Annotated in this window: 18 protein-coding genes and 1 pseudogene; 7 read left to right on the forward strand and 12 right to left on the reverse strand. The window is 65.6% G+C overall.

Annotated elements, in window-relative coordinates:
* Positions 1 to 39: 39 nt before the first annotated feature.
* The 4 genes from tkt to OKW30_RS32065 form a co-directional block, all read right to left on the reverse strand.
* The gene (gene tkt, locus OKW30_RS32050) at positions 40 to 2,121 is read right to left on the reverse strand and encodes a transketolase (RefSeq protein ID WP_429348600.1); all 2,082 of its coding nucleotides are present in this window, start codon (positions 2,119 to 2,121) and stop codon (positions 40 to 42) included.
* A 265-nt stretch (positions 2,122 to 2,386) separates the two neighbouring features.
* A complete protein-coding gene (locus OKW30_RS32055) occupies positions 2,387 to 2,932 on the reverse strand; it encodes a cupin (protein WP_184062321.1) in 546 nt (181 codons plus the stop codon).
* Positions 2,933 to 2,985: 53 nt separating this feature from the next.
* A complete protein-coding gene (locus OKW30_RS32060) occupies positions 2,986 to 3,162 on the reverse strand; it encodes a hypothetical protein (RefSeq protein WP_184047024.1) in 177 nt (58 codons plus the stop codon).
* 60 nt (positions 3,163 to 3,222) lie between these two features.
* Positions 3,223 to 3,549: a hypothetical protein gene (locus OKW30_RS32065; protein WP_184062323.1), complete on the reverse strand. Its 327-nt coding sequence runs from the start codon at positions 3,547 to 3,549 to the stop codon at positions 3,223 to 3,225.
* A 196-nt stretch (positions 3,550 to 3,745) separates the two neighbouring features.
* Here OKW30_RS32065 and OKW30_RS32070 point away from each other — a divergent pair.
* A pseudogene (locus OKW30_RS32070) lies at positions 3,746 to 3,981 on the forward strand (hypothetical protein).
* Positions 3,982 to 4,028: 47 nt separating this feature from the next.
* On the opposite strand, the gene OKW30_RS32075 reads toward OKW30_RS32070, so the two are convergent.
* A complete protein-coding gene (locus OKW30_RS32075; protein WP_090809892.1) occupies positions 4,029 to 4,274 on the reverse strand; it encodes a DUF6723 family protein in 246 nt (81 codons plus the stop codon).
* 204 nt (positions 4,275 to 4,478) lie between these two features.
* On the opposite strand from OKW30_RS32075, the gene OKW30_RS32080 reads away from it, so the two are divergent.
* Positions 4,479 to 4,847: a hypothetical protein gene (locus OKW30_RS32080; RefSeq protein ID WP_260335476.1), complete on the forward strand. Its 369-nt coding sequence runs from the start codon at positions 4,479 to 4,481 to the stop codon at positions 4,845 to 4,847.
* Here the strand turns inward: OKW30_RS32080 and OKW30_RS32085 are convergent.
* Positions 4,764 to 5,441 carry a MarC family protein gene (locus tag OKW30_RS32085; protein ID WP_184062325.1) on the reverse strand — a complete coding sequence of 226 codons (678 nt, stop codon included), beginning with the start codon at positions 5,439 to 5,441 and terminating at the stop codon, positions 4,764 to 4,766. The genes OKW30_RS32080 and OKW30_RS32085 overlap by 84 nt on opposite strands.
* 349 nt (positions 5,442 to 5,790) lie before the next feature.
* On the opposite strand from OKW30_RS32085, the gene OKW30_RS32090 reads away from it, so the two are divergent.
* The 3 genes from OKW30_RS32090 to OKW30_RS32100 all read left to right on the forward strand — a co-directional run bounded on the left by OKW30_RS32090 (position 5,791) and on the right by OKW30_RS32100 (position 8,294).
* Entirely contained in the window at positions 5,791 to 6,006 is a 216-nt protein-coding gene (locus OKW30_RS32090; RefSeq protein ID WP_187628102.1) for a DUF3311 domain-containing protein, read from the forward strand.
* Positions 6,003 to 7,478, forward strand: coding sequence for a sodium:solute symporter family protein (locus OKW30_RS32095; protein ID WP_184062327.1), 1,476 nt, complete (start codon positions 6,003 to 6,005; stop codon positions 7,476 to 7,478). Before OKW30_RS32090 ends, OKW30_RS32095 begins: the two co-directional genes overlap by 4 nt.
* A gap of 165 nt (positions 7,479 to 7,643) precedes the next feature.
* The gene (locus OKW30_RS32100) at positions 7,644 to 8,294 is read left to right on the forward strand and encodes a glutathione S-transferase family protein (protein WP_429348601.1); all 651 of its coding nucleotides are present in this window, start codon (positions 7,644 to 7,646) and stop codon (positions 8,292 to 8,294) included.
* 12 nt (positions 8,295 to 8,306) lie between these two features.
* Here the strand turns inward: OKW30_RS32100 and OKW30_RS32105 are convergent, their stop codons facing one another.
* Positions 8,307 to 9,503: a diguanylate cyclase gene (locus OKW30_RS32105; protein WP_429348602.1), complete on the reverse strand. Its 1,197-nt coding sequence runs from the start codon at positions 9,501 to 9,503 to the stop codon at positions 8,307 to 8,309.
* Positions 9,460 to 10,227 carry a hypothetical protein gene (locus OKW30_RS32110; protein ID WP_429348603.1) on the reverse strand — a complete coding sequence of 256 codons (768 nt, stop codon included), beginning with the start codon at positions 10,225 to 10,227 and terminating at the stop codon, positions 9,460 to 9,462. Before OKW30_RS32110 ends, OKW30_RS32105 begins: the two co-directional genes overlap by 44 nt.
* 589 nt (positions 10,228 to 10,816) lie before the next feature.
* On the opposite strand from OKW30_RS32110, the gene OKW30_RS32115 reads away from it, so the two are divergent.
* Both OKW30_RS32115 and OKW30_RS32120 read left to right on the forward strand, forming a co-directional pair.
* Positions 10,817 to 11,884, forward strand: coding sequence for an FUSC family protein (locus tag OKW30_RS32115; RefSeq protein ID WP_429348604.1), 1,068 nt, complete (start codon positions 10,817 to 10,819; stop codon positions 11,882 to 11,884).
* A gap of 197 nt (positions 11,885 to 12,081) precedes the next feature.
* Positions 12,082 to 12,387 carry a hypothetical protein gene (locus OKW30_RS32120; protein ID WP_090809877.1) on the forward strand — a complete coding sequence of 102 codons (306 nt, stop codon included), beginning with the start codon at positions 12,082 to 12,084 and terminating at the stop codon, positions 12,385 to 12,387.
* Between the two features lie 78 nt (positions 12,388 to 12,465).
* Here the strand turns inward: OKW30_RS32120 and OKW30_RS32125 are convergent, their stop codons facing one another.
* The 4 genes from OKW30_RS32125 to OKW30_RS32140 form a co-directional block, all read right to left on the reverse strand.
* Positions 12,466 to 12,846, reverse strand: coding sequence for a cupredoxin domain-containing protein (locus OKW30_RS32125; protein ID WP_429348605.1), 381 nt, complete (start codon positions 12,844 to 12,846; stop codon positions 12,466 to 12,468).
* A 36-nt stretch (positions 12,847 to 12,882) separates the two neighbouring features.
* Positions 12,883 to 13,827, reverse strand: a complete 945-nt coding sequence (locus tag OKW30_RS32130; RefSeq protein WP_184035353.1) for a metallophosphoesterase family protein — start codon at positions 13,825 to 13,827, stop codon at positions 12,883 to 12,885.
* A gap of 172 nt (positions 13,828 to 13,999) precedes the next feature.
* Positions 14,000 to 14,959, reverse strand: coding sequence for an aldo/keto reductase (locus OKW30_RS32135; protein WP_429348606.1), 960 nt, complete (start codon positions 14,957 to 14,959; stop codon positions 14,000 to 14,002).
* Between the two features lie 263 nt (positions 14,960 to 15,222).
* Positions 15,223 to 16,398, reverse strand: a complete 1,176-nt coding sequence (locus tag OKW30_RS32140; RefSeq protein WP_429348607.1) for an epoxide hydrolase family protein — start codon at positions 16,396 to 16,398, stop codon at positions 15,223 to 15,225.
* Between the last annotated feature and the right edge of the window lie 2 nt (positions 16,399 to 16,400).

Below are 16,400 nucleotides of genomic sequence, written 5' to 3' on the forward strand. Positions count from 1 at the left end.
TCGCATCAAGCGTTCACGACGTCGTCGAGCGCCGCACGCTCAAGTGCCCTTCCCCTTCTTCACCCGCTCGATCTGCTGCTTCGCCGCCTGATACACGGCTTCCGGCGTGAAACCGAATTTCTTCTTCAGATCCGCGATCGGCGCCGACGCGCCGAACGTATGCATGACGACCTGCGCACCGAGCCGTCCTGTATACCGATCCCAGCCGAGCGACGCAGCCTGCTCGACCGCGACGCGCGCCTCGACGTCCGCAGGCAGCACCGACTCCTGATACGCGCCGTCCTCGCGCTCGAAGATGTCCCACGACGGCATCGACACGACGCGCGCCGCGATGCCCTCGCTCTTCAGCTTCTCGTACACGTCGGCGCAGATCGATAGCTCGCTGCCGGTCGCCATCAGGATCACCTCGGGCTTCTTGCCAGCGGGCGCATCGGCGAGCACATACGCACCGTGCCTGACGCCGCTCGCGGGCGCATAGCGGCTCCGGTCGAGCGTCGGCAGCGGCTGGCGCGACAAGACGATGCACGCCGGCCGATGCGGCTGTGTCAGCGCGACACGCCATGCCTCGGCCGCTTCGTTCGCGTCGCCGGGACGCAGCACGGTCAGGCCGGGCACGCCGCGCAGCGACGCGAGCTGCTCGATCGGCTGATGCGTCGGACCGTCTTCGCCGAGCCCGATCGAATCGTGCGTGAACACATAGATAGCCGGCACTTCCATGATCGCGGACAGGCGGATCGGCGGCTTCATGTAGTCGCTGAAGATCAGGAACGTCGAGCCGTACGCGCGCAGATTCGATAGCGCAAGACCGTTGACCACCGCGCCCATCGCATGCTCGCGAATGCCGAAGTGCAGATTGCGGCCGGCATAGTGATCCGCCTGGAAGCTGCCGGCGCCTTCGAACTTCAGGTTGGTTTTAGTCGACGGCGACAGGTCCGCCGCGCCGCCGATCATCCACGGCACACGCGCGGCAATCGCATTGAGCACCTTGCCCGACGATTCGCGTGTCGCGATGCCCTTCGGGTCCGCGTTGAAACTCGGGATGTCGCTGTCCCAGCCCTGCGGCAATTCGTGCGCCTCGATCTGCGCGAATTCGCGCGCGAGCTCCGCATACTGCTTTTTGTAGCTGTCGAACTTCGCCTGCCATTGTTCGCGCGCCGCCTTGCCGCGCGCGCCGATGCCCTGCGCGAAGCGCTCGTGCACGCCCTCGGGCACGTAGAAGAACCTGTCCTCGGGCCAGCCGTAGAATTTCTTGGCGAGCGCGACTTCCTCGACGCCGAGCGCTTCGCCATGCGCGGACGCAGTGTCCTGCTTGTTCGGCGCCCCCCAACCGATGATGCTGTGGACCACGATCAGCGTCGGCCGGTCGGTCACGCTCTTTGCTTCGACCAGCGCCTTTTCCAGCGCGGCGGTGTCGTTCGCATCGCCGACGTGCAGCGTGTGCCAGTTGTAGCCGTGAAAGCGGCTTGCCACATCGTCGCTGTACGCGAGGTCCGTATGGCCTTCGATCGTCACGCGGTTGCTGTCGTAAATCCAGATCAGGTTCGACAGCTTCAGATGCCCCGCGAGCGAGGCCGCTTCGTGCGAGATGCCTTCCATCATGTCGCCGTCGCCGCAAATCGCGTACACGCGGTAGTCGAACAGCGGCGCGTCCGCGCGATTGAAGTGGCTCTCGTACCAGCGCGCGGCCATCGCCATGCCGACGCTATTGCCGAGCCCTTGCCCAAGCGGTCCCGTGGTGGTCTCGACGCCGGTCGTCATCCGGTACTCGGGGTGGCCCGGCGTATTGCTGTCGATCTGGCGGAAATGCTCGATGTCGTCGAGCGACACGGCCGGCGCGCCGGTCGGCTTGCCGTGTTCGTCGACGGCTTTCACGTTGGCCAGATGCAGCAGCGAATACAGCAGCATCGACGCATGCCCGGCCGACAGCACGAAGCGGTCGCGATTCGGCCACAGCGGCTCGTCAGGGTCGTAACGCAGGTGGTGTTGCCACAGGTGATAGGCGACCGGCGCGAGCGCCATCGGCGTGCCGGGGTGGCCGGAATTGGCTTTCTGCACGGCGTCCATCGACAGCGTGCGGATCGTGTTGATGCACAACTGATCGAGGGCGGAATCGTTTTGCATGGGACGCTCCTTGTTCGGCAATTCGGAAGACGGCCGACGCGCGCCGCGGAGCGCGCGGACGGATCGGCGCATCGTGTCGACATGGAATCGCGCGCGTCCGGGCATGTCGATAAGGACGCCAAGCCGCACGTGGAACCGCCCACGTGCCAGCGTCAGCGCCGAAAGCGCGCGGGAAAATCGCGGCAAAGCCCACAGATGATGCGCCTAACCGCGCAACTCTGCACGCCACGCCGCGGCAGGTCGGTTGCTTCGCGAACGACGAAGTTCAGGCTGACTGCAGCCAAAACTCGATGACGGGACCATGCTTGCCGTCGATCGGATCGAGCGGCGGAAACGGCAACGCCAGCATCTCGGTGAGTTCCTGCGGCGTCAGCGCTTCGCGGCGAATGTCCCATTGCTGCCCTAACGGATAGCCCCCCACCACCTGAAAATGCCGCTCGAACGATTGCAGACAATGGCCGGTGCCGGCCGGCAGCAGCAGCACGTCGCCCGCGTGCACCGTCACCACGCGTCCGCCCGGTCCGCCGACGATCACCTCGGCGCTCGCGTCTGTCACGCCGAGCACCTCGTGCGCGGTCGCGTGAAAGTGATGGAAGTCGAAGATGCTGTTGCGCCACTGCGCGGGCCATGCATTGCGCTCGAAGAGGATTTCGAACGCGGCGGGCAGATTGCCGCTGCCGGGCGACAGCGCGCGCCGGTACAGCACGACCGGCAGCTTGCTGTTGTTCGGCACCCAGTCGTGCGGCTCCAGCATGAACGCTTCGTATTCGGTCTGCGCGGCGTCGAAGCCGTGCCTGGACTCGTTGAACATGGTTGCTCCTGGCTTGTGATGCGGTTGCCGCGAACCTGCGGACGAGCAGCCGGCTAGCCTCCGCCGATGCCCTGCAGCACCTTGCCCGTGCCGCCGCACACCGCGCAGCGAGCGCCCTCGACCTTGCCCGTGCCGTGGCAGGCGGCGCACAGGTCTTCGCCAGCGCCCGGCGTGTTGGGCGGCGCTTCGTCGCCGGGGTTCATCGATTGGGTTGGATTGTCCGGTTGCATGCGCTTTCTCCGGTTGGGTGTTGACGGATTGGATGCACGGCTGGCACGCAACGCGCAGCGTCATTGCTCGCCCGGCTGCTTGTGATGCGATTCGCGCCCGCCGCCCCCCGGCGGCTCGGCGTGCTCGCCGCTGCCGAGCGGCACTTCGGCGCCCTGGCGCGGCCGCTCGCTCGACCGTGGCGGATTGGTCGCTTTGTCCACGCCGGTCTGCACGACCGGTTCGATGCCGAGCGGACTCGGCTCGACGTAGTGCGTACCGCTCGGCTTGTTGCGGGCTTTGACTTCGTCGGACAGCGTGGGTGCGGCGCGGTTATCTGGCCTCGCGGACTGCTCGCCGCCTGGCGTCGCGCTCTGCTGCGGGGTGTCGGTCGATTGGGGATCTTGCATCGCGCCCTCCTCGTTTGTTCTGCCGTCGATTCGCGTCATCACGCGCCATCTCGAACGGGCATCTGGTTCACGCAGCAACATTCGAGCCTTGCCGGAGAAGTCCGCGCGCAGCGCAACAGGCACGGCCATTGCGGCCTCGAAGGCGGTAGCGCGGCACGTTCGCTTTGTAAAAAAGGCGCCCCCGAAGGAGAACCTCATGAGCATTACGACAATTCGCGTATCCGATACCGAGGTGCAGGTCGAGCGCACGCTGTACACGTTCGCGCAAAAGAGCGAGCCGATGCGTTCCAGAACTGCCTCGTCGACGGTTCGGTCGACACCTGCTATCGCGATCATCCGCCGCTGTCGGCGCGCCCTACCGTGCCCGACGAACATCCGGACGATCCCGCGCGCGGCAGCACGATTTCGCCGTCGCTCGGCGGTCTGCCCTGATGGCTCTGCGCCTCTCACGGAAGCACTGCCAAACCGGCTGCGCCCGCTCAGCCTTCGGGCGCGGCACGATCGGCCGCGACGAGCTTGCGGCCGTACGCAATCGCGGCGCGGCGTGCTTCGTCGGCGGTCGCATAGGGGCCGATCTGCGGTGCGCCCTCGAACGGGAACAGAATCCGCCTGTCCGCTTTCCTCACAACCTTCAGCCCACCTATGTATCGGCCGTCACCTGTTCCGTGATAGCTGGCGAAAATCTCGAAGTCGTCGTCGGCAACGTCGGCCTTGTGTCGCGCCATATGCGCTCCTCGTCCAGTGCTTTGCGTGGGCGATGTCCAATGTGAGCCGGGCGCGCGCAGTCATCGCGATGCGGCGCGCGTGCCGGGTTCCAGCAATTGGCGTTCCACGCGAACGACATCCGTCGGCATGCGGCACGAGCATTGCGCGTCTGAACGAAGACTAGGGTCTGTTTACATATGGAAACAGACCCTAGGAGAGGACTGATGGATTTACCTGATACGAGCCGGCAAGCGCCCAGTGCAATCGGCACATTCGACCTGAACGCGCCAACCCACGCGCAAATTTCGTTGCAGCCGCTGCCGCTGCCGCTGCATCCGCATGCGCCGATGCCGCCCGAAGTCGACCCCGACATCGCGCCGAACACGCCGCCGCCGAAGATCGACCCCGATCCGATCCCGGACGATCCGGTCGACGTTCCGCACGAACCACCCGAAGGCGATCCACCGGCGGCGCCGCCGCCACAGCATGCATGGCGCCGGCATGCGGCGCTAGCCCGCCGGCGGGCGCATCGTCGCGATCGGAATCAGGAATTCGGACACGCCGGTCAGAATGATCTGCACGCCGATGCATAGCAGCAGGAACGCCGACACCCGCAACGCGACCTTGGTGCCCTCGACGCCGAGATAGCGCGCGAGGATCGTCGCGCGGCTGTAGATCAGATACACGCAGACGGCCACCGCGAACGTGATGGCGACCGACGCGATGCCCCCCATCACGAACGCCGACAGCTTGTGCGTGCGATTCGCCGACAGCGCGATCGCGGTCGCGATCGAGCCGGGGCCAGTGGTCAGCGGCACGGTCAGAGGAAAGAACGCGCGCGATTTCGCGGTTTCGGCGTCGACGCGCTTGACTTCCGTCTGCTCGACCGCCGGCGTGTCCGGCGCATTGAGCATTTGCCAGCCGCCCACGGCAAGCGCGAGCCCGCCGCCGATGCGCAGCGCCTCCATCGAGATACCAAAGAAATGCAGGATCGGCGTGCCGATGAAGAATGCCACCAGCAGCACAACGGCGGCGTTGATCGCGATCTTGCGGGCGAGTACGGTGCGCTCGTCGAGGGTCAACGACGCGGTCCGGTCCAGAAACACAAACGCGCCGCTGAACGGATTGATGATGCTGATTAAGCCGATAAAGCCAAACATGATGTCCGAGATCAGACTTTCGACCATGTGCGTGTCCGTGTGCCTGCTTGTCTGCGTGTGCTCGCGCGGGTTCGCGCCTGGGCGCGCCGCCGGTCATGAACCCGGCTGGAATCGCGCGGTCCGGAAAATGCTGCAATGCTCGCAGATCATATCGCGGCGCGCCAGTCGGCCTGGAGAAAAGCCGCGCGACACCTTGCGCGCCACGGCGCGTCCCGCTTTGCACTGCAGCAATCCGGGCTGGAAAGATGCAATTGCAGCGGTCGAAACTCCGACATTTATTTTGACCTGCTTTACGGGACCGAAGTATCCGGCATACAGTCCTCAGCGAAGCCGGAATTTCAACGACACATACCTACTGGTTCGAGGAGTTGTCCACATGCTGCTTCGTGTACTTGCCGCGTTGCCGTTCGTCGGCATCCTGGTCGGCGTTTCGTTTGTCAATCGCGTCGAGCCGATCGTGCTCGGCATGCCGTTCGTGCTGGCCTGGATCGTCATGTGGGTGGTGTTGAGCGCGATCATCATGGCGATCATCTACAACCTCGATCCGTCCAACCGACACGTCGTCGCCGATGGCGAGGAGGTTCGCCCATGAGCGCACTCGTCATCATCGCCGCCGTTACGCTATTCGCGCTGTTCCTCGGCGTGCGCGCAAGGCGCGGCCACGACATGAGCCTCGAGCAGTGGAGCGTGGGCGGCCGCAGCTTCGGCACCGCGTTCGTGTTCCTGCTGATGGCCGGCGAAATCTATACGACCTTCACGTTCCTCGGCGGCAGCGGCTTCGCTTACGGCAAGGGGGCGCCGGTCTACTACATCCTCGCGTACGGCACGCTCGCGTACATCCTGTCGTACTGGATGCTGCCGCCGATCTGGCGCTACGCGAAGACGCACCGCCTGGTCTCGCAGCCGCACTTCTTGACGCGCAAATACGAGAGCCCGGCGCTCGGCACGCTGGTCGCGCTGGTCGGCGTGGCCGCGCTGATCCCGTACCTGGTGCTGCAATTGAAGGGCCTCGGCATCATCGTCTCGACCGCGTCGTACGGTGCGATCTCGTCGACGGCGGCGATCTGGATCGGCGCGATCGTCGTGACCTCTTACGTGATCGTGTCGGGCGTGCGCGGCTCCGCCTGGAACTCGGTGGCCAAGGATCTGCTGATTCTCGCGATCGTGCTGTTCCTCGGCATCTATCTGCCGCTGCATTACTACGGCGGCATCGGCGCGATGTTCCGCACGATCGACGCCGCCCGTCCCGGCTTCCTGACCTTCCCGGCGCGCGGTTCGAGCGTCGTGTGGTTCCAGTCGACGGTGTTGCTGACCGCGCTCGGCTTCTTCATGTGGCCGCACACGTTCGGTTCGATCTTCACGGCGAAGGACGAGCGAATCTTCCGCCGCAATGCCGCGATTCTGCCGCTCTATCAGCTGATCCTGCTGTTCGTGTTCTTCGTCGGCTTCGCGGCGACGCTGCGCGTGCCGGGCCTGAAGGGCGCCGACATCGACCTGTCGTTGTTCCGCCTGTCGCTGCAGACGTTCGATCCGTGGTTCGTCGGCGTGATCGGCGCGGCCGGTATCCTGACCGCGCTGGTGCCGGGCTCGATGATCCTGACCTCGGCGTCGACGCTGCTCGCCAACGACGTGTATCGCGGCATGGTGAACCGCAACGCGTCGGATGCGTCGGTCGCGGTGATCGCGCGCTTCCTCGTACCCGTCGTGGCGCTGGTCGCGGTCACCTTCACGCTGAACGGCGGCGAAACCATCGTCGCGCTGCTGCTGATGGGCTACAGCTTCGTCACGCAATTGTTCCCGGCCGTGCTCTGCAGCCTGTTCCCGCACAACCGCGCGACGAGGCAAGGCGCGTTCTGCGGCATCGTCGCGGGTGTCGCGGTGGTCACACTGACCACGACGCTGCACTGGAGCGTCGGTCAACTGATGCCGTTCCTGCCCGATGCGCTGAAGGACGTCAACATCGGCTTCCTTGCGCTCGCGGTCAACGTGATCGTGTTCGTGATCGTCAGCGCGGTGACGCAGCCGAGCGCAGCCGAGCAGGAGAAGCACGCGTCGGCGCATTGAAAGAGACCTGGCCGCGGGCGTGATTCGAGGCTTGCTGTTTCGAAGCGCCCGCATTTGCGTACGCTGGCGCCTGACGCATCTGAAGGGGCTGTTCGTTTCGGCGACAGCCCCTGATTCTTTCTGTTCACGGCTCGACCGCGCTCTCGACGATCCACGGAGCCCCGAATGTCCTACGTTCTCTACTACTCGCCCGGCGCGGCCAGCATGCCCGTGCACTGGATGCTGCTCGAAATGGGCGTGCCGTTCGAAGCGCGCCTCGTCGATATCGACGCGGGCCAGCAGCACGATCCCGAGTATCTGCGTCTGAATCCGGCCGGGCGCGTGCCCACGCTGGTCGTCGATGGCGTGCCGCGGCATGAATCGGCCGCGCTGCTGATGCTGCTCGCCGAGCGCCACGCCGAGGCCGACCTCGCGCCCGCGCCCGGCTCGGCCGCACGCGCAGAATGGCTCGAATGGATGATCTACCTCGCGAATACGCTGCTGCCCGCGATGCGCGACTGGTTCTACGCCGGCAGCGACGGCGACCCCGCGGGCGCCGAGGCGGTGCGCGCGCTCGCGCAACGCCGCATCGAACAAGCGTGTGCGCGGCTCGACAGGCATTTCGCCGACGGCCACGCATACCTCGCGGGCGGCAAGCTCAGCACCGCCGATCTGCTCGCGCTCGTGCTGATGCGCTGGACCCGCAACATGCCCCACCCCGCGACGGTGGGCTGGCCGCATCTCGCGAGCTATATCCGCGGGCTGCGCGCACGGCCGGCGTTCATCGAACTCAACGAGCGCGAAAAGCTGACGGAGTGGCGCAACGAAGGCCAGTGACGTTCAGGCGGTTCACAACGTCGCTTCCCTGCCCGTCTGCGCCGCGAACGCGAAGCCGTTCTTGCCGTCGCGCTTGACCTGATACATCGCGGCATCGGCGGCGGCGACCAGACGGCGGTGATCCTCGACGTCGTCGGGATAACTCGCGATGCCCACGCTCGCGCGCACTCCGCCGATTCCCATCTGTGCGTCGGTGTCGACCACGCAGGCCATCAGCCGGCGCGCGATCTCGGCGAGCTCGTCATCGCCCGCAAAGGTGCGCACCAGCACCGCGAACTCGTCGCCGCCGATGCGCGCGACCAGATCGCCTTTGCGCACCGACGCGCGAAACCGGGCGGATACCGCGGCGAGAAATTCGTCGCCGGTGCGATGCCCGAACGAATCGTTGACCTGCTTGAAGCCATCGAGGTCGATATACAGCACGGCGAGACGCCGCTCGACGGCCGCGGTCCGCGCGTGCCTGGCGGCAGAGTCGAGCGCGGCCAGCAGCTTGCGGCGGTTCGACAGGCCCGTCAGCGAATCGTGCAGCGACGCCAGCTCGAACTCGTGCGACTGCCCCGCGAGCTGGCGGTTGCGCTTCGCGTACATGCCGAGCGCCGTGATCAGCATGCAGAACAGCAGCGCGGCGAGCGCGATCAGCGTGCGCGCGACGTGCGCGACGCGCAGCCGCACGTCGGCGCTCGACGCGTCGCGCTGCGCGCGCCAATAGGCCGATACGCTGCCGAGCACCACCGCGACGGCTTCGGGCGTCGCCTGTGTCGGCGACACCGACGGAATGGGCGGCGCCGGCGACGGACTCGCGTTGACGAGCGCCGCGAGCGCCGCGAAACGCCGCGCGAGTTCGGCGCGCGCCGCGTCATAGGCCGGCACGAACGACGCGTCGTGACTCGCCCGGGTGTCGGCCATACGCTGCCACGCGGCCAACTGTTCGCGCGCGCTGTCGACGCGCCCGGCGGCTTCGAGCACGAGGCCCGCGTACTCCTGCTTCAACTGATCGGAAAACACCGTGCGGATCTGCATCGCTACATACAGCAGGCCGAACAGCAGACACAACAGCGCGGCCACGGCGACGCTCGCGGGCCCCGGCCGGAAGCGCCACACCGGCACGCGCGCGCGTGCGGCGCCGCGCAGCCCCGCTCGCCCCGCTGGCCCGACGACCGCGTGCTCAGGGATGGGAGTAGGTATCTTGTTGCCGTCGGCCGTTGTCATGTTGACGATAGCTCACGCGTCGAAAGAACTGTCCGATCCGCGCAAACAGACTGCCCTTGTGCTGCGACGACGCGCGCCGCTCCTGCTGTGCGAGCCGCGTTTCTTTCGCGTCGTGACCGGCCGCGGGCTTCGCGGTGGAATTGGCGGCATTGGCGACGTGCCGCGTGTAGCCCGGCGGTGGCGTGGGAACAATGGGGGCTGTGGGTGGGTTGGCCGACATATCCGCCGACATATCCGCCGAGGTATCGACCGGCGTATCGGCCAGCGTGGCGGTGAGATTCGGGTCAGGCGTACTCGCGTGGATCTGCCCGGACCACACGGCCGGGTTGGTGTCCTCGAAGCCGCCGTTCGCGCCGGCCGCTTCGAGCGCGACGTCTGGCGCGGCGGGCTGCCTGGCTGACGGCATGGCGAAGGGCGCGGCGGCCTCCTCCGGCGCGTGCGCGACGGCCACCGTCGGCACCCGGGCCGATGCCGATGAGCCGAGCGCCCGGCGCGCGCCCGCAATGGCATCCGCGTACGTCTGCTGATCCTGGTTGAACCAGACGCCGTAGGCGACGGTGCCGATCACACCGAAGGTCAGCGCGCCGGCCGCCGCGAGGCACAGGGCGAGGCGGCCGAAGCGCGGGGGCGGCACGCCCGATTCGTCAGGGCCGTCGGGTTCGAAGGAGGACCGGCCGTCCGTTGTGGAATGACGCAAGTCGATATCGTCGGGATCGGTAGCCATCGCAATACGCTCCGGGTATGCCACTTCTTGCAGACAAACTGGCGCGCTGACGAGCCGGCGCGTAAACCGAACTCGCAGGCTGCCGCTGCACGCAATGCTCAATGAATGTAATCCTGTCGCGAACGGCCGACAACATAGCAGCGTTGCGTTTCCGCCTCGCTTCGGCGGTGCTTCAAACGACGCCGCCAGATGCCGTGTGAGTTGGCAAAAAAGCGTGCAAAGCCGGTAAAAACTCCAACCCGGCACAGAGCCCGACAGCCAGCCGTGCGCCTGCCGTGGGCCGCTACGCCCGATGCGACGCGGATTCTGCGAAACGCGCCAACGCGGTCGCCGTTTCGCATGCAACAAGCGGGCCTGGCGGCGAACGCGCGCGCGACGCCGAAACCGCCGCTTGAAACCCGCGTTGGACTGCGCGCGCCGCGCGCCTCGAGCCGCATTCCGCGAACCTGCTGTCGTGCGAATTCCCAAAGCCGTCCGCGCCGGATGATAAGGTCACGTGCGCGCATGTCGCGAACGCCGCGCCGTGCCGGGCCCAACGGTGCCCGGCCCAACGGTGCCCGGCCCAACGTCATCGGTCAGCATAAAAATCATGTCGAACAGGTATCAGCACCAGCCACTCACGCCGTTGCACCGCGCGCTCGCGCGCTTTTCTCTGTCGGAAACCGCCAAGTACACGAAGCTGACGCTCGGCCTGTGGATCGGTTTCGGCATCCCATACCTGCTCGGCTTTCCCGACGCGGCCGTGCCGCTCGCCGGTTCGACGATGCTGACGCTGGCGCTCGGTAGCTCGATTTCGGCGGCCCGAAGCTACTTCTACAAGCGGGTGTTTTCGAACGTGGTGGCGATGCCGATCGGCACGCTGCTGATCTGGCTGACCGCGCCGCACCTGTGGATGGGCGCGGCGCTGCTGCCGGTCGTGATCTTCGGCATCGTCGCGCTGCGGCCGTCGCTGTTCCAGATGACCAGCATCACGGTGCCGATCACGCTCGTGCTCTATACCGGCGAACATCTTCCGCTGCTCGAACAGCGCCTGATTGGCGTGGTACTCGGCATGTTGCTCGGCTTCGTCATCCAGCAGATCGCGTTTCCGCCCGATCACGGCTACTGGGCGAACACGCTCGTCAACGACGGCAACGAACAGGCCACCGATGTCGTCGCGCAACTGGCCGCGGGACAGCTCGACAAAGCGCAGATCAAGCCGGCGGCCTCAAGGCTGCGCACGCTGAGCACGAACCTGAAGCAGGCGCACCTGCTGCTGAAGACCGACCTCGAGCAGGCGTGGGTGTCGCCACATCTGAAGCGCAACGCGGCACGGCTGCCGGTGTTCGCGAGCTATCAGGAGACCTTCGATTCGCTGGTCAATTTTCTTGAAACGATGGACACGTTTCACGATCAGTTCGCCGCGCTCGACGCCGCGTGGCGCGAAATGTTTCTCGCGCGGCTCGCGCGGCTCGTCAACGCGCACCGGCAACTGGCCGAGGCGGCGGACCTGCGCGTCGAGCGCCCGCCGCTCGACGCGCCGCCGCTGCATCTGGAGGACCTGCGTCAGCTGACCGAGGACCTGCCCGCGTCGGACGTGTTTACGAGCGTGTACCTCGGGCATCTGACCGGCTATGGGATTCTGCTATGTCGGTTGAGCGAGCTGCATACCGCGTGAGGGGCCTTCCGCACCGTCAGAACTACCAGGACCGCAACACGATGCACGATGGGCAACTGAGGCAAATTGTTTTGCCGAGTACGAATTCGATTTGGAGCAATGCAACTTCGTACGAGCGATGACCCAAGACCCCCGTGCTTATGCCATGTGCAAACAGACGGCATTTCAAAATTACCAGAGCTGCAGAGGTTTCTGAGATGACAAAGCGCCAGCGTGCCACCGTGATTTTTTATAACGAGGATGCCTGTGAAATCCAGGTATGTACCGTGTCGCGCGAGGAAGTCGAGGGGGCAATAGATCGGCAGATCGCGCGCGGAATGGCAATGACTGTGCCTCTGGGTTCGGACGATTGCCGCGCGCCGATCACGGACGAAACCTTGCGTCAAATCGGAGGCATGGCTGTTCTCAACCAAGCGTCTGTCCATCCCGAATTGCGCGATCGTCTGCAGATTTCGCTGCACCACCCCGTCGACTGGGGACAGGCCAAGCCGCCTACGGAATAACAGTGCTCGCGATCCAGGGTTGAGTTCGGAGCAAAATCCGAACTGCCCTTGCCGAGCAAGGGCTTGGCGACAATTGGATCATTGCACGGTAATGGTCGCCTTCATGTTCGGATGGATGCCGCAAAAGATCTTGTACACGCCCGGTTTATCGAATTTGAACTGATAGGTGTCGTCCTGATCGAGCGCGGCCGAGCGGAACAGGCCCGCGTCGTTGACCACGCTGTGCGGCTCGCCGTCGAGATTCTTCCATGTGACCGTCGTGCCCGCCTTGATGGTCAGTTCCATCGGCGAGAACATGAAGTTCTTGATGACGATCGCGTTAGGCGTCGACGCGACGGTCTGTTTCTGCACCTGCATCGGCATCGTCGTTTGCGCAAAACCGGCCCCCCCCGACACCGCCAGAATCGCGACACTGCCGAGCAGAATCGCGAGCGCGCGGCCCATCATCCTGGTTAGCATCATTGATCTCCTCGAGCGTAAAAGTAGCGCGTGTCGTCAGGCGAGCGTCGTGTCGTCGAGCGTCGCCTTCAGCGGATGACGCGCGATGCTGACGCTCGTCACGCCGAGCATCTTCGGCAGCTGGTCGCTCGCGACCTTCAGCGGCCCAGGGCCATCGCCCTGGCCGGCGCTCGGCTGCGGATAGGCGGTCGAGCGCGCGGTATGGAACGTCACGTTGCCCTCGACCTTCGTCACGATCTGATGAATGTGGCCGTTCAACACCGTCACGGAACCGAAGCGCTTCAGATAGCTCATCGCCTGTCCCGCGTCGCCCGTGCCCCAGCCCCACGGCTCGTAGATGGTCCACATCGGCATGTGCGCGAACACCACGACCGGGGTGCTCGACGAGCGGCCTTTCAGATCGTTTTCGAGCCATTCGAGCTGCTCGTCGCCGAGACCGCCGAGGCCGTTCGGCTTGAAATGCATCACGTTGACGAGCCCGACGAAATGCACGCCCTGGTGATCGAAGCTGTAATAGCCGCGGTTATCCGAAGCCTTGCCGAAGCGGCTGAAGTACTCCGTGCCGGGGCCGTCGGTGACGTCATGCTCGCCGGGGACCGTGTGCAGCTCGGTGATCTTCAGTCCCGACATCAGCTGCGCGGCCAGATCGAATTCCGCGGGCTTCGACAGATGCGTGATGTCGCCGGTGTGAATCGCGAGCGGCGGACGCGCCGGCATCGCGTTGACGTAATCGATCGTCTGTTTCAGCGTGCCGGCGACGTCGGGATTCGCCTCCTTGTTGAAGCCGATATGCGTGTCGCTGATCTGCAGGAAAAGCGGCGTGCCAGCCGCTGGCGTTGCGGTGTTCGCGTCGGCCGCGAGCGCGAGTTCGACCGGCGTCAGCACGCCGCCCGACAGCATGAACACGGTGCCGAGGCCACCGAACGCAAGACACTTCAGCGCGCCCCGGCGCGCCGGATCGAATGAATGATGTGACGACATGATGACCTCACGATAAGGATTCGCCGAACCGAACCCGGTTCGTGAGGCATGACTGGCGTGGGGCGGGTTTTATTCCCGTGTCGTGCGGCGTTTGTGGGAGGCGGCACCTGTATGCGAATAGCAAGCGGCAAGTAATCGCCGTGGCGGACTGCGCACTGGATTGCGCATCAAGTCAGCCGCCGACCGCCGCGATGATCCGCGCGCGCATCGCGTCGTCGGGTAGCGGTCCCGATCCCGCGCGCACGTTGTCCGCCATGTATTGCGGCCGCCCGGTGCCCGGAATCACGACCGTCACCGCCGGCTGCGCGAGCACGAATTTCAACAGAATCTGCGCCCAGCTCGTGCAGCCTATTTCGCCGGCCCATGCGGGCAACGGCATTTTCATCACGCGCGCGAGCAAACCGCCGCCGCCGAACGGCTGATTGATCACGACGCCGATGCCGAGATCGGCCGCGAGCGGCAGGATGCGCTGCTCGGCCGCGCGATCGTCGGCGGCGTAGTTGATCTGCACGAAGTCGGGCTTCTCGCTGCGCATCACCGCCGCGACTTCGTCGAACGCGCTCGACGTGTAATGCGTGATGCCGAGATAGCGAATCCGGTCGCGCGCTTTCCAGTCGCGCAAGGTCGCGAGCTGCGTGCGCCAGTCGAGCAGATTGTGGATCTGCATCAGATCGACATGCGGCTGCTGAAAACGCCGCAGCGATTCCTCCATCTGCGCGATGCCGGCTTCGCGTCCCTCGGTCCAGACCTTGGTGGCGACGAACGCCTTGCGATGCGCGTCGAGCTGCGTGAGCAGCGCGCCCGCGACCGCTTCCGACGAACCGTACATCGGCGAAGAATCGATCACCGAGCCGCCCGCTTCGAACAGGATGCGCAGCACCTCGGCGAGTTGGGCGCGGGCGGCGGCATCGTCGCCGACGTCGAAGGTGCGCCACGTGCCGCAGCCGATCACCGGCAGCGCTTCGCCGGTGGACGGGATCGCGCGGCGGCTCATGCGGGGTAAGGTGGTGCCGGATTGCGCGTGCGCCTCGGTTTGCGCGGACGTGACGCGCGACAACGCAAGCGCTGCCGGCAGCCCGAGCGCCGTGCGCAGAAAACGGCGACGGTGATCGTGGTTCGACGAATGTGCCATAGCGTGTATGGTGCCCTCGTGCATGAAAGTTCGACCGTCATCGCAACTGCTATAACACACCGCGCCGTGCGAGTTCGATCGACAAGCTCGCCGCGTCGACGCACCGGAAGCCCTGAAAACCGGCCGCGAGCGCGCCGTCCACGCTGGCCTGGCTGTCGTCGATGAATAGCGTGTCCGTTGCGGCCGCGCCGAGGCGTTCGACGCGCGCCGAATGAATAAAAAAGGTGGCATGAGCCGCCTTCGCCGTTAGTGATCGACGCGGCCTAGCGCGCTTTCTGCCGCAACGGCCTGAAGAACTTTCGAATCTCGGCCGCGAGCAACGCGGGCTTTTCCATCGCCGCGAAATGCCCGCCGGCTGGCATTTCGCTCCACTGCGCGACGTTGAAGGTTCGTTCGAGCCAGCTTCGCGGCGGATGATTGATCTCCTTCGGAAACAGCGCGAAGCCGACTGGTGTGTCGATGCGCTCGCCGTCGGAGAAACGCATCGGCTGCAGGCGGTTTTCCCAATACATCTGCATCGCCGGGCCGATGCACTGCGTGAACCAGTACAGCGAGATATTGGTCAGCAGATCGTCTTTCGAGAACACGCTTTCCACCTCGCCGCCGCAATCGCTCCACGCGCGAAACTTCTCGCCGATCCATGCGGCGAGTCCCACCGGCGAATCGTTCAGCGACGCGGCGACCGTCAGCGGTTTGGTGCCGTGCTGATGCGCGTAACCGCCTTCGAGTGCGGCCCAGTCGTTCTTCTCGCGCAGATAGTCCTGCTCGGCCGGCGTCAGCTCCCGCTGCGCCGCCCCGATCGCGGGCTCATAGGAACTCGGCAGGAAGTTCAGATGGATGCCGTCGACCACCCGCGGATGATGCGCGGCCAACGCGATCGACACGCCCGCGCCAAGATCGCCGCCCTGCGCGCCGAAGCGCTCGTAGCCGAGCCCGCGCATCAGTAACACCCACAGGTCCGCGACCTGGAACGCGGACATGCCGGCCTGCGCGGGCGCAGGCGAAAACGCGAAGCCCGGCAGCGACGGCGCGACGACGTCGAAGGCGTCGGCGGGATCGGCGCCGAACGCGACCGGATCGCACAACTGATCGAGCAGCGCGTGAAACTCGAAGAAGGAACCGGGCCAGCCGTGCGTGATCACCAGCGGATAAGCCTGAAATCCGGGCGCGACACTGGCGGCGCGCCGATGCGCGAAGTGCACGGTCTGGCCGTTCACGTCGGCGAGAAATTGCGGCAGCTGGTTCAACCTGCGTTCGGCCGCGCGCCAGTCGAATGGCCCGGCCCAATAGGTCGCGAGTTCGCGCAGCCAGGCCTGGTCGGCGCCCTGCTGCCAGGCGGGCGCGGGCGTCGCGGGCGCCCAGCGGGTGGCGTGGATGCGGCGGCGCAAATCGTCGATGTCCTGATCGGCGATCGCAATCTCAAACGGGTCGATCTGCATGG

This window comes from Paraburkholderia sp. Clong3 (genome assembly GCF_050436485.1).
GTDB lineage: Bacteria > Pseudomonadota > Gammaproteobacteria > Burkholderiales > Burkholderiaceae > Paraburkholderia > Paraburkholderia tuberum.

Excerpts from the sequence above, each read along its gene's own strand:
- tkt (WP_429348600.1), bottom strand. The coding sequence starts at position 2,121 with ATGCAAAACGATTCCGCCCTCGATCAGTTGTGCATCAACACGATCCGC.
- OKW30_RS32055 (WP_184062321.1), bottom strand. The coding sequence starts at position 2,932 with ATGTTCAACGAGTCCAGGCACGGCTTCGACGCCGCGCAGACCGAATAC.
- OKW30_RS32060 (WP_184047024.1), bottom strand. The coding sequence starts at position 3,162 with ATGCAACCGGACAATCCAACCCAATCGATGAACCCCGGCGACGAAGCG.
- OKW30_RS32065 (WP_184062323.1), bottom strand. The coding sequence starts at position 3,549 with ATGCAAGATCCCCAATCGACCGACACCCCGCAGCAGAGCGCGACGCCA.
- OKW30_RS32075 (WP_090809892.1), bottom strand. The coding sequence starts at position 4,274 with ATGGCGCGACACAAGGCCGACGTTGCCGACGACGACTTCGAGATTTTC.
- OKW30_RS32080 (WP_260335476.1), top strand. The coding sequence starts at position 4,479 with ATGGATTTACCTGATACGAGCCGGCAAGCGCCCAGTGCAATCGGCACA.
- OKW30_RS32085 (WP_184062325.1), bottom strand. The coding sequence starts at position 5,441 with ATGGTCGAAAGTCTGATCTCGGACATCATGTTTGGCTTTATCGGCTTA.
- OKW30_RS32090 (WP_187628102.1), top strand. The coding sequence starts at position 5,791 with ATGCTGCTTCGTGTACTTGCCGCGTTGCCGTTCGTCGGCATCCTGGTC.
- OKW30_RS32095 (WP_184062327.1), top strand. The coding sequence starts at position 6,003 with ATGAGCGCACTCGTCATCATCGCCGCCGTTACGCTATTCGCGCTGTTC.
- OKW30_RS32100 (WP_429348601.1), top strand. The coding sequence starts at position 7,644 with ATGTCCTACGTTCTCTACTACTCGCCCGGCGCGGCCAGCATGCCCGTG.
- OKW30_RS32105 (WP_429348602.1), bottom strand. The coding sequence starts at position 9,503 with ATGACAACGGCCGACGGCAACAAGATACCTACTCCCATCCCTGAGCAC.
- OKW30_RS32110 (WP_429348603.1), bottom strand. The coding sequence starts at position 10,227 with ATGGCTACCGATCCCGACGATATCGACTTGCGTCATTCCACAACGGAC.
- OKW30_RS32115 (WP_429348604.1), top strand. The coding sequence starts at position 10,817 with ATGTCGAACAGGTATCAGCACCAGCCACTCACGCCGTTGCACCGCGCG.
- OKW30_RS32120 (WP_090809877.1), top strand. The coding sequence starts at position 12,082 with ATGACAAAGCGCCAGCGTGCCACCGTGATTTTTTATAACGAGGATGCC.
- OKW30_RS32125 (WP_429348605.1), bottom strand. The coding sequence starts at position 12,846 with ATGCTAACCAGGATGATGGGCCGCGCGCTCGCGATTCTGCTCGGCAGT.
- OKW30_RS32130 (WP_184035353.1), bottom strand. The coding sequence starts at position 13,827 with ATGTCGTCACATCATTCATTCGATCCGGCGCGCCGGGGCGCGCTGAAG.
- OKW30_RS32135 (WP_429348606.1), bottom strand. The coding sequence starts at position 14,959 with ATGGCACATTCGTCGAACCACGATCACCGTCGCCGTTTTCTGCGCACG.
- OKW30_RS32140 (WP_429348607.1), bottom strand. The coding sequence starts at position 16,398 with ATGCAGATCGACCCGTTTGAGATTGCGATCGCCGATCAGGACATCGAC.